This window comes from Streptomyces sp. NPDC032126 (assembly GCF_055580085.1).
This window is the reverse complement of record NZ_JBVIMA010000003.1, coordinates 620,726-631,645: the sequence shown is the minus strand read 5'-3', so window position 1 is coordinate 631,645 and position 10,920 is coordinate 620,726. Positions and strand designations below refer to the sequence as shown.

Genomic DNA, 10,920 nt, shown 5'->3' with positions numbered 1-10,920 from the left:
CCACTCGAACGGTAACCCGACTCCCGCCATTCCTGCCGCCCGGAGTGCCGACCGGCGCTTTTGCGTCTGTCCGGAGCGGCGCCTCTCAATTGGCCCCGAAAGCGCTCTTACGCCGTTCTCACGGGTGTTCCCGCATGATCGTCGGAGGGGGGCTCAGAGGCCGGCGAAGCACCATGCGCCGAGGGCCAGCGCGATCACGGCGGCGACAAGGGCGAGGGTCGCCGATGCGACGGGGTTCACATGGTGGGCCACGGGCTCGCGCTGCCGGACGCGGACCGCGGTCCACACCAGCAGGGCGCCCCCGAACAGGGCGAACACCATTCCCGCGAAGATCGCCGGTCCGCTCTCCATGACCGTCCGTGCCCCTTTTCTCCCGGCCCTGAGTGCCCAGCCCCGGGAGACTGACACGCGCGGACGGCGCCGGGGCGAACCGGAGGTGAACGGCGGGCCGACGGGGCTGTGCGCGGCCAGGGAATCCCGGCCGCGCGACGTGGAGCCGACGCCGTCGCACAGCCGCCCCGCGGCCTGATCCGGCCCCGGTCCGCGGTCGCGTCCGGCAGCGCTCGGCGGTCGCACCCGCCGCCCGAAACATGTTGGCCGGTTTCCCCTCCCGACTCGGGATGTTTACACGCGGCGCGGACGAACCGGGCTGGGGGGGCGGGGGCGGGCGACTGGGGAGGGGGCCGGCCTAGGTGACCGGGACGGGCGAGTGGCGCGAGCGATTGACTCTGGTGCCGGGCGCGGGTGACCGGCGCTGGTCACGGGCGCGGGTGACCGGCGCTGGTCACGGGCGCGGGTGACCGGCGCTGGTCACGGGCGCGGGTGATCGGGCTCGGGTGATCGGGCGCGGGTGATCGGGCTCGGGTGATCGGGCGCGGACGACCGGCTCGGGTGACCGGGGCGGGACGACCGGCTCGGTCGGCGTCGTCGAGTTGTCGTCGGCTACAGCACGTCCAGGGTCGCTCGTCGTCTGCTGCCCGTCTCGAACACGCGTAGCAGCAGGATCGCGAGCAGCAGGTACCCCGCGCCGACCGCGAGCTCGGCGCCCAGCTGGCCCGTGTCCAGGCCCCGCCCGGCCGCCGCGCTCCGAGCGGCGGTGGCCGCGTGGGTGAGCGGCAGCGCCTCGCCGGCGACGCGCATCCAGTGCGGCAGCGTCTCGCGCGGCACATTCGCCCCGGTCAGCAGGAGCAGCACCGAGCCGGCCACGTTCGACACCAGGAACACGTCCCGGAAGCGCAGCCCCAGCGCGCCCAGGGCGAGCCCGAAGGCGGAGCAGGCGGCCGCCGCCGCGACCAGGACGACGGCGAGGCCCGGCACACTGCCCGCCGGCAGCGGCAGCCCCAGCACCAGCGCCGAGACGGCGAGCGTGAACCCGCTGACGACGAGTCCGTTGAGGACGTACGGCAGGGCCCGCCCGAACCACAGCGGCCCCCGGCGGCGCGGACTGAGCAGAACGGCGCCCAGCGTGCCGTAGCGGCGCTCGTTGGAGACGGCCATCGTGCCGCCGTAGACACAGGCCGTGGAGGAGGCGAGGACCGCGTTGCCGAGCAGGTAGAAGCGGTCGTCGGCGACGCCGAGCTGACGCCCGAGGAAGACGAAGAAGAGGAGCTGGAGCACCGGACCGACGAGCAGGGTGCCGATGAACATCGAGGGCGTGGTCCAGTTGAACAGCGCCCGGTAGGAGATGCCGCCGCCGATGACGACGAGGCGCGCGGTACGGACGAGGTGACGCATGGCGGGGTCCTTGGAGGTCAGCGGGCCGTCGGAGAGCCGTCGGCGGTCAGGCGAGGGCGAGGGTCGCGGCCGCACGCGCGCGTGCCTCGACCCGGCCGAGTACGGCGACCGCGAGCAGCGCGTAGAGCGCGCCCAGGCCGAGCGCGAGGCCGAGCGGCGCGGCCACGGCCCCACCGGACGTCGCCGCGTGCACGGCACGGGCACCCCACGTGGTGGGCAGCGCCCAGGACAGCGGACGGGTCCAGGCGGGCAGCACGGTGACCGGCACGAGCATCCCGGACAGCAGCCATACGGGCGCGTCCAGCGGGTTGGCCAGGGCGTTGGCGTTGCGCAGCAGGACGAACGTGGCGGCCAGCAGCAGCCCCATCGCGCCAAGGGCGAGGACGCAGCCCGGGACCGCGAGCAGGAAGAGCCCGGGGTGCGCGAAGTGCAGCGGCACGCCGAACAGCAGCCGCCCCCAGACGACCGTCGCGACCATCGAGTACGTCCCGACGAAGGCCGTGGACAAGGTGATCGGCAGCAGCACCAGCGGCAACCGGGTCGGCGCGACGACCAGGCACTCCAGGGTGCCCAGCCAGCGCTGGTTCTGCACCGCCCCGCCCGATCCGAACAGCACCGACGACCAGATGCCCATCAGCCCCGCGCCGACGGAGGCGGTGAGCAGCCGGTCCGGGTCGCCGGCGGCGCGGAAGAGGTAGACGGCGAGGGTGGCGTAGACGAGCGGGACGAGCACCGCGAAGGTGATCTCCAGGGGTGAGCGCGACATGTAGGTGACGTGCGTGCGCATGCCGACGGCGATGAGGCGCGACCAGCGCTTCGGGCGCGTCAGGCGCTTCGGGGCGCTCATGCGGGGACCGCCGTCGGCTCGGCCAGGTCCTGGGTCTTGCGTTCCGCTTCCGCGACGATCGCGACGTAGGCGTCCTCCAGGGTCGGCTCGCGGGTCGTCACGCGTCCCACGCGCACTCCGTCGAGTGCGGCCAGCACGCGCGCGTGGAGCTCGGTTCCGCGCTCGCTCTGTACGGTCAGCAGCTGTACGGCGCCGCGTTCGTCCACGGCCGCGTCCCGTACGCCGGTCAGCCGCCGTACCCGCTCCAGCTCGGCCTCGGCGATGCCGTGCACCTCGACCTCCAGGACGTCGCGTTCCTGGACGCGGGACTTCAACGCGTCCGGTGTACCGAGGGCGCGGATCTCGCCGCCCGCGATGACGGCGATGCGGTCGCACAGTTCGTCGGCCTCGGCCATGTAGTGCGTGGTGAGGACGACCGTGGTGCCGGCCGCCGACAGATCGGCGACGGTGCGGCGCAGATCGCGGGCGGCGACCGGGTCGACGCCGATCGACGGCTCGTCCAGGAAGAGCACGTCGGGCCGGTGGAGCAGCCCGCGCGCGATGTGCAGCCGCTGCCGCATGCCGCGCGAGTAGCCCTCCACGCGCTCCCGCTCGCGCCCGTCCAGGCCGACGAGTTCCAGCAGTTCGGCGATACGGCGGCGCTGCTCGCGCGGTTCGACCTCGTACAGCTCCGCGAAGTAGCGCAGGTTGTCCAGGGCGGACAGCCGGTCGTACAGGCCCCGGTCGCCGCCGAAGACGTAGCCGATCCTGCGGCGTACGGCGACCGGCTCGTGGACCACGTCGTGCCCGAACACGCGTGCCGTGCCCGAGGTGGGCAGCAGCAGGGTGTTGAGCATCTTGATGGTCGTCGTCTTGCCCGCGCCGTTGGGGCCGAGCAGTCCGAACAGCTCCCCCGGCGCCACCTCGAAGCTGACCCCTCGTACAGCTTCGGTGGCGGTGCGCCGGGGCCGCAGCCAGCCCGTGCGTGATGTGTAGGTGCGGCGCAACCCGTGCGCCTCGATGGCAAGCATGTGCGGGACGCTAGGCGCGCGCCCCGGGCCCGGTCGACGAATTCGGCGCCTCCCGAATCGTCGGGCACGCGCGGGTGACGCGCGCGAGTGTGCGAGGGCAACCCACGCGCGCGTGCCGCAAGCAGCCACACGCCTCGGCTCGCCGGCCGCGCCGGCCCGCCACCCCCGTCAGCCCACCGCCCGAAGCACGCCCTCCCCCGACAGGAGCGCGAGCAGGGAGCGGCCGGTGTCGGTGAGTTGGTAGTACACGCTGCGGCCGACGCGGTGCCGGGTGACGACCCCCGACTCGGCCAGCACGGACAGGTGTTCGGAGACGGTGCTGGGGGCGAGGCCGAGCCGGTCGGCGAGGCCGGCCGTGGTGAGCGGTCCGCCCAGCTCCCGCAGGACGGCGGCCCGCCCGCGCCCGAGCAGCAGCCCGAGCCGGTCCTCCGCGGCCGTCTCCTGCCGCTCGCGCAGCGCCGCCGCGCCCCGGGCCTGGAAGGAGACGGTGAGCACCTCGGGATCGTCGGTCGAGTACAGCCGGCACCCCTCGGCGAACACCAGCGGGACGAGCAGCAGCCGCCGTTCCCCCGCCCGGTACTCGGCGTCGATGTGCTTGGTCAGCTCCAGGACGGGCGGTGTCCACTTCGCCCGCGCCTCCAGCCCGGCGAACAGCGCGTCGACGCCCTCCGTGGCGAACGTCCGCGCGCGGACCAGGACTTCGTCCTCGACGAGCCGCCGCATGACCGGCCACAGGTCGGCCAGGGCGCCCTCCCAGTACGCCGCGTAGGCGTCCGCGAGCGCCGCGCAGGCGGCCTCGGAGTCCGTCAGGTACGGCCGTACGAGGGGGTGGTCGTCCATGCCGGGGTAGTGCTCGGCCATCTGGGCCCGCACCACGTCCGCCGGTGTGCCGCGCAGGATCTCCAGTTCGTGCTCGACCGAGGTCGTGCCGATCGGCTGCGGAAGCATGAAGTCGGGGAAGTTCAGCGGGCCCCGCATGAGCGCGCGCAGCGGGGCGATCCGGTCGTCGCCGTCGATCACCTCACGCGCGCGTGCCACCCACTTCTGGTACGGCCAGGAGGGGGTGCGGTGCGGCATGGCCAGGTGCAGGCTGCAGAACGCCTCCCACAGCGGGCTGACGGCGATCCGGGTGGCCCCCAGGGACGCCTCGTCGAGCTCGATACGGATCACCACCGGGGCCGCCCCCGGCCAACGCCCTCCACCACGGTCGTCACTCCCCCGCCGGTTCCAGGAAACCCTGCTCCACGAGCAGCCGGATCTGCGCCGGCGTGCGGTCGCGCAGCACCACGGGGTCCTCGCCCATCAGCTGGGCGATGGCGTCCAGGATGCGGCCGGCGCTGAGCGTGCCGTCGCACACGCCCGCGAAGCCCGCGCCGACCGTGTCCACCTTGGTGGCCCGCCGCATGCCGCGGTGCTGACGCAGCACGACGTGCTCCGGGTCCTCGGCGCCGGGCAGCCCGACCTGCTCCTGGACGACCTCGGCGGCCAGCCGGAAGTGCCCGGCGAGCAGCGCCGCGTCGTCGTGCGCGCGCAGGTAGTCGAGCCGCTCGAAGTGGGCCCGGATCGTCTCGCCGAGCGGCTGCTCGACCGGGTGCGGCCACTCCTCGACCGTGATCACCGGGTCGGCCGCCGCCGTCCGGCGCAGGGTGATCCAGCCGAATCCGACCGCCCGCACCTTGCGCGCCTCGAACTCGTCCAGCCAGGCGTCGTAGCGCGCCTCGTACGCGGCCGGGTCCTCGCGGTGGTCGCCGGCGTCCCTGAGCCACAGTTCGGCGTACTGCGTGATGTCCTGCACCTCGCGCTGCACGATCCACGCGTCGCAGCCGCGCGGCACCCATGCCCTGAGTCGGTCCTGCCAGTCCTCCCCTTCGACGTGCTGCCAGTTGGCGAGGAACTGCGCGAACCCGCCCTCGTTCAGCCGTTCCCCCGCTCCCTGAACGAGCGAGCGGCACAGATCGTCCCCGCCCATCCCGCCGTCGCGGTACGTCAGCCGGGCGCCCGGCGAGATCACGAACGGCGGGTTGGAGACGATCAGGTCGTACGTCGCGTCGTCGTCCAGCGGCTCGAACAGGGAGCCCTCGCGCAGGTCGGCCGCGGGGGCGCCGGACAGGGCGAGGGTGAGCGCGGTGATGTGCAGCGCGCGCGGGTTGAGGTCGGTCGCCGTCACGCGCGTGGCGTGGCGGGAGGCGTGCAGCGCCTGGATCCCGGAGCCGGTGCCGAGGTCGAGGGCGGAGGAGACGGGCGTACGGACGGTGATGCCGGCCAGGGTCGTGGAGGCACCGCCGACGCCCAGCACGACGTCCTCGTCTCGGCTGCGGATGCCGCCGGCTCCGCCGACCGCGCAGCCCAGGTCGGACACGATGAACCAGTCCTCGCCGTCGGGCCCGCCGTACGGCCGTACGTCCACGGTCGCCGCGATCTCGTCGTCGCCGACGCGCACCAGCCAGCCGCTGTCCACGCACGCGTGCACGGGGAGTACGTCCGCTACGCGCGCGTGCGGCACGGGCTGCTGGAGCAGGAAGAGCCGGGCGAGCGTCTCCAGCGGCGCGTCCCCGCGCGTCGCGCGCAGGGCGGGCACGGTCTCGCTGCGCGCGAGCGCGGCGTACGCGGGGGCGCCGAGCAGGTCGAGCAGGCCGTCGGCGGTGAAGGAGGCCGCGAGCAGCGCCTCACGCAGGCCGGCGGTGACCTCGGGACGGCCGAGGGAGGGCAGGGGGGACTGGGTGCCGTTACTCACGCCCCCATTGTGGCCCGCGGAACCCGGCGGGGGCTCGACCACCCGGCCCCGCCGGCCACACCCGGCCACACCTAGGCGCAGCCGCCCCGCCCCGCTCAGCTCCCGGTGGCCCCCGACGTCGCCGCGATCTTCTTGCAGCCGTCCTGCTGGGCGACCGCGTCCTTGACGTCGCCCTCCTCCAGGCTCTGCACCGCGTCGACCGCGCTCTTGTACTGCGTGGACACGGACTTCATCTTCTCCGAGACGTCGTCCAGACCGGCGGCGAACTTCCCCTGGTCCTTGGTGTTCAGCGCGTCCACCTGCTTCTTCAGGGAGGCGTAGGACCCGGACAGGGCGGTGAGCTTGGCGACGGCGTCCTGCTGCTTCTTCCCGCCGTCCTCGACGCCCGGCGGCGGCCCGGCCTTCTCGATGGCCGTCGCGCGCGCCTTGAAGCCGTCGGAGAGGTCCTGGAAGGCCTGCGAGTCGGTCTTCTGGAGCTCCTCCGGCGCGCCGTCCTTGTCGGCCTTGCCGAGGGCCTCGAAGGCGGCGGTGATCTTCGTCTGCTGGGTGGGCACGGTGGCGCAGACCTGCTGGGCCCACGCGTCCAGTTCCTTGTTGTCCTTCTCGCCGCTGCCGCATCCCGTCAGCGCCACTGCCAGTACCGCACCGCCGGACAGCGCGGCCGCGAGCTTCTTGTTCACCGGATTGGTCCCTTCCATGGCTCTCGGCCCCGGAACATACACGCCGACCCGGCCACCACTCCAAGTGGAATGCCCGCTTTGTCAATGTATTCAGCTATATACACCATGCGAGAGAAGGCTCACGACGAGACGCGGCCCACAGATCACCGGCACCCCTCGCGAAGGCGGGCGGCCGGCGCGTCAACTCGCGCCGTCCGCCCGCCCCTTGATCTCCTTCCGCCCGCCCCCTGCGCGGGCCGCCAGAGTCCGGTTCTACGAAACCACCGCGGGATCGGGCGACTTGGCGGATTCCTCGGCGTCGTCCGCGTCCCCCATGGCGATGCCGCGCCGCTTGGAGACGTACACCGCTCCGACGATCACGGCGAGCGCGAGAACCGCGATCAGTACCCGTACCCCCACGCTCTTGTCCTCGCCGTAGGAGAATTTGATGACCGCCGGCGCGATGAGCAGCGACACCAGGTTCATGACCTTCAGCAGCGGGTTGATCGCAGGTCCCGCGGTGTCCTTGAAGGGGTCGCCGACCGTGTCGCCGATCACCGTCGCCGCGTGGGCCTCGCTGCCCTTGCCGCCGTGATGACCGTCCTCGACGAGCTTCTTGGCGTTGTCCCAGGCACCGCCGGAGTTGGCGAGGAACACCGCCATCAGCGTGCCCGTGCCGATCGCGCCCGCGAGATACGCGCCGAGCGCGCCGACGCCGAGCGTGAACCCGACGAAGATCGGTGCCATGACGGCGAGCAGACCGGGCGTGGCCAGCTCGCGCAAGGCGTCCCTGGTGCAGATGTCGACGACCTTGCCGTACTCCGGTGTCTCGCTGAAGTCCATGATCCCGGGCTTCTCGCGGAACTGCCGGCGCACCTCGAAGACCACCGAACCCGCCGACCGCGACACGGCGTTGATCGCCAGTCCCGAGAAGAGGAAGACGACCGCGGCGCCCGCGATGAGCCCGACGAGGTTGTTGGGCTGCGAGATGTCCATCATCAGGCTCATCGGCGCGCCCTCGCCGCTGAGCTTCTCGCCGACGTCGCGCGCGCCCGTCGTGATGGCGTCGCGGTACGACCCGAAGAGCGCCGACGCCGCCAGAACGGCCGTGGCGATGGCGATGCCCTTCGTGATGGCCTTGGTGGTGTTGCCGACGGCGTCGAGGTTGGTGAGCACCTGCGCGCCCGCGCCCTCGACGTCCCCGGACATCTCGGCGATGCCCTGCGCGTTGTCGGAGACCGGTCCGAAGGTGTCCATCGCGACGATCACACCGACCGTGGTGAGCAGGCCGGTGCCGGCCAGCGCCACCGCGAACAGCGCGAGCATGATCGACGTACCGCCGAGCAGGAACGCCCCGTACACGCCGAGGCCGATCAACAGGGCGGTGTAGACGGCCGATTCGAGGCCGACGGAGACGCCGGCGAGGACGACGGTGGCGGGGCCCGTCAGCGACGTCTTGCCGATGTCCCGGACCGGCCGCCGGTTGGTCTCGGTGAAGTAGCCGGTCAGCTGCTGGATGACGGCGGCCAGCAGGATGCCGATCGCCACCGCGACGAGCGCCAGGACCCGCGGGTCGCCGTCCTTGCCGCTGATCGCCGCGTCGGTGACGCCGTCGAGGTCGGAGTACTTGCCCGGCAGGTAGACGAAGACGGCGACCGCGACCAGCACCAGCGAGATCACCGCGGAGACGAAGAAGCCCCGGTTGATCGCGGTCATGCCGCTGCGGTCGGCGCGGCGCGGGGCGACCGCGAAGATGCCGATCATCGCCGTGATCACTCCGATGGCGGGCACCAAAAGGGGGAACGCCAGCCCCGAGTCGCCGAAGGCCGCCTTGCCGAGGATCAGCGCGGCGACCAGGGTCACGGCGTACGACTCGAAGAGGTCGGCCGCCATGCCCGCGCAGTCGCCGACGTTGTCGCCCACGTTGTCGGCGATGGTCGCGGCATTGCGCGGGTCGTCCTCCGGAATGCCCTGCTCCACCTTGCCGACCAGGTCGGCGCCGACGTCGGCGGCCTTGGTGAAGATGCCGCCGCCGACCCTCATGAACATCGCGATGAGCGCCGCGCCGAGACCGAAGCCCTCCAGGACCTTCGGCGCGTCGGCCGCGTACACCAGCACCACGCAGGAGGCGCCGAGCAGCCCGAGCCCCACCGTGAACATGCCGACGACGCCACCCGTGCGGAAAGCGATCTTCATGGCTTTGTGCGAGACCTCGGTGAGATCCTTTTCCGGCTCGCCTTCCGCCGGAGTCGCTTCCCGGGCCGCCGCGGCGACGCGCACATTACTGCGTACGGCGAGCCACATGCCGATATAGCCGGTCGCCGCCGAGAACGCGGCACCGATCAGGAAGAAGAGCGATCGACCGGCACGCTGATTCCAGTCGTCCGCGGGCAGCAGCATGAGCAGGAAGAAGACCACGACGGCGAATACGCCGAGCGTGCGCAGCTGCCGTGCCAGATAGGCGTTCGCGCCTTCCTGGACCGCGGCGGCGATCTTCTTCATGCTGTCGGTGCCCTCGCCGGCCGTGAGCACCTGCCGCAGCAGCACCCACGCGACCACTAGGGCGGCCAGGGCCACGAGCCCGATGACCATCACGAGAACACGGTTGCCGTCGGTCAGGACCGCGGCCGCGAACGTTGTGGAGTCGACCGAGCGATGAGGGAGAGAAAGCTCCGCCATTCGTCCTCCTTGACGCTTGGGCTGAGCTCAAGATGTGGACGGATTGTAGGTACCGGAACCTGATCAAAACAGTGCGCGGCAAATGGAATTCGCCCGCGCACCGGGTAATGCTTCAAGGCCATTGATCGTGAAATTCTTCACGATATTCAAGGCCATGATTCACTCGTTCGTCAGAGCCATGATTCACACGTCCGGGTCCGGCCGTCCAAGATTCACTTCGCGGAACCACTGTAAGCACGAGTACCCCGGTGCGCACATGGCAAAGGGCCCTACGAGGTAGGGCCCTTCGGTCACCGAAACCGGTGAGAACGCTCGAGAACGCTCAGGACAGCGTGGCCGCCGCCGGGGTGGTCGGCCAGGTCATGCGGATCAGACCGCCGTGCTCCCCGGTGCTGACCTCCACGTCGTCGACGAGGCCGCTGATGACCGCGAGGCCCATCTCGTCCTCCTCGACCTCCGTGTCGGGGTCGGGGCCGGCCGACGCCTCCCCGGGCACCGCGTGCGGTGCCTCGTCGCCGACCTCGATGGAGAACTGCTTCTCCTCCTCGATCAGCGCCACCTTCACGGGCGCGGTGACACCGCTGCTCTGATGCAGTCCCACCGCCCGGCTGCACGCCTCGCCGACGGCGAGGCGCACCTCGTCGAGGACGGCCTCGTCCACTCCGGCCCTGCGCGCCACCGCTGCCGCCACCAGTCGGGCGGTCCTGACGTGCTCGGGCAGCGCGCTGAAGCGGAGTTCAACGGTGGCCATGCATCCCCCTCGGAACTTCGGGCGTGCGGTTGGGGGGCCGGGCGCCGAAAGCCCGGTCCCCCGGTGTTCACCTGTGCCGCCCCGGGCGCGACTCCTGTGCGCGCCCGGGAGCGGCGGGTCAGTCGGTGGCCGCCACCGCTTCGTCGACCGAGGTGTGGATCGGGAACACCTTGGTCAGACCGGTGATGCGGAAGATCTTCAGAATGCGCTCCTGGTTGCACACCAGGCGCAGCGAGCCCTCATGGGCACGCACTCGCTTCAGGCCGCCGACCAGCACGCCGAGCCCGGTGGAGTCGAGGAAGTCCACGCCCTCCATGTCGACGACGAGGTGGAAATTCCCGTCGTTCACCAGCTCGACCAGCTGCTCGCGCAGCTTGGGCGCGGTATATACGTCGATTTCGCCACCGACCTCGACGACCGTACGATCGCCGACGGTACGGGTCGACAGGGACAGGTCCACGGATCCTCCAGCACCTTGCTATCGAGCGGTCGTCCCTCGGGACACC

Annotated in this window: 10 protein-coding genes; all 10 read right to left on the bottom strand. The window is 71.8% G+C overall.

Features of this window, described 5'->3' with window-relative positions; all coding sequences use genetic code 11:
* Positions 1–153: 153 nt before the first annotated feature.
* Positions 154–351: a hypothetical protein gene (locus ACZ5NW_RS15840; RefSeq protein ID WP_468744383.1), complete on the bottom strand. Its 198-nt coding sequence runs from the start codon at positions 349–351 to the stop codon at positions 154–156.
* 591 nt (positions 352–942) lie between these two features.
* Positions 943–1,734, bottom strand: a complete 792-nt coding sequence (locus tag ACZ5NW_RS15835) for an ABC transporter permease (protein ID WP_468744382.1) — start codon at positions 1,732–1,734, stop codon at positions 943–945.
* Positions 1,735–1,780: 46 nt separating this feature from the next.
* The gene (locus tag ACZ5NW_RS15830) at positions 1,781–2,581 is read right to left on the bottom strand and encodes an ABC transporter permease (RefSeq protein ID WP_468744381.1); all 801 of its coding nucleotides are present in this window, start codon (positions 2,579–2,581) and stop codon (positions 1,781–1,783) included.
* On the bottom strand, positions 2,578–3,591 hold the full coding sequence (locus tag ACZ5NW_RS15825) for an ABC transporter ATP-binding protein (protein WP_468744380.1): 1,014 nt from the start codon (positions 3,589–3,591) through the stop codon (positions 2,578–2,580). The genes ACZ5NW_RS15830 and ACZ5NW_RS15825 overlap by 4 nt, the downstream gene beginning before the upstream one ends.
* 168 nt (positions 3,592–3,759) lie before the next feature.
* On the bottom strand, positions 3,760–4,764 hold the full coding sequence (locus tag ACZ5NW_RS15820) for an ArsR/SmtB family transcription factor (protein WP_468744379.1): 1,005 nt from the start codon (positions 4,762–4,764) through the stop codon (positions 3,760–3,762).
* Positions 4,765–4,801: 37 nt separating this feature from the next.
* Positions 4,802–6,325 (bottom strand): DUF7059 domain-containing protein, encoded by a 1,524-nt coding sequence (locus tag ACZ5NW_RS15815; RefSeq protein ID WP_468744378.1) that lies wholly within the window; start codon positions 6,323–6,325, stop codon positions 4,802–4,804.
* Between the two features lie 95 nt (positions 6,326–6,420).
* Entirely contained in the window at positions 6,421–7,023 is a 603-nt protein-coding gene (locus ACZ5NW_RS15810; RefSeq protein ID WP_468744377.1) for a small secreted protein, read from the bottom strand.
* 234 nt (positions 7,024–7,257) lie between these two features.
* A complete protein-coding gene (locus tag ACZ5NW_RS15805) occupies positions 7,258–9,663 on the bottom strand; it encodes a sodium-translocating pyrophosphatase (RefSeq protein WP_468744376.1) in 2,406 nt (801 codons plus the stop codon).
* A gap of 322 nt (positions 9,664–9,985) precedes the next feature.
* A complete protein-coding gene (locus tag ACZ5NW_RS15800; RefSeq protein WP_468744375.1) occupies positions 9,986–10,414 on the bottom strand; it encodes an ATP-binding protein in 429 nt (142 codons plus the stop codon).
* A gap of 118 nt (positions 10,415–10,532) precedes the next feature.
* Positions 10,533–10,874, bottom strand: a complete 342-nt coding sequence (bldG, locus tag ACZ5NW_RS15795; protein ID WP_009189842.1) for an anti-sigma factor antagonist BldG — start codon at positions 10,872–10,874, stop codon at positions 10,533–10,535.
* Positions 10,875–10,920: the final 46 nt, after the last annotated feature.

Excerpts from the sequence above, each read along its gene's own strand:
- ACZ5NW_RS15840 (WP_468744383.1), bottom strand. The coding sequence starts at position 351 with ATGGAGAGCGGACCGGCGATCTTCGCGGGAATGGTGTTCGCCCTGTTC.
- ACZ5NW_RS15835 (WP_468744382.1), bottom strand. The coding sequence starts at position 1,734 with ATGCGTCACCTCGTCCGTACCGCGCGCCTCGTCGTCATCGGCGGCGGC.
- ACZ5NW_RS15830 (WP_468744381.1), bottom strand. The coding sequence starts at position 2,581 with ATGAGCGCCCCGAAGCGCCTGACGCGCCCGAAGCGCTGGTCGCGCCTC.
- ACZ5NW_RS15825 (WP_468744380.1), bottom strand. The coding sequence starts at position 3,591 with ATGCTTGCCATCGAGGCGCACGGGTTGCGCCGCACCTACACATCACGC.
- ACZ5NW_RS15810 (WP_468744377.1), bottom strand. The coding sequence starts at position 7,023 with ATGGAAGGGACCAATCCGGTGAACAAGAAGCTCGCGGCCGCGCTGTCC.
- ACZ5NW_RS15805 (WP_468744376.1), bottom strand. The coding sequence starts at position 9,663 with ATGGCGGAGCTTTCTCTCCCTCATCGCTCGGTCGACTCCACAACGTTC.
- ACZ5NW_RS15800 (WP_468744375.1), bottom strand. The coding sequence starts at position 10,414 with ATGGCCACCGTTGAACTCCGCTTCAGCGCGCTGCCCGAGCACGTCAGG.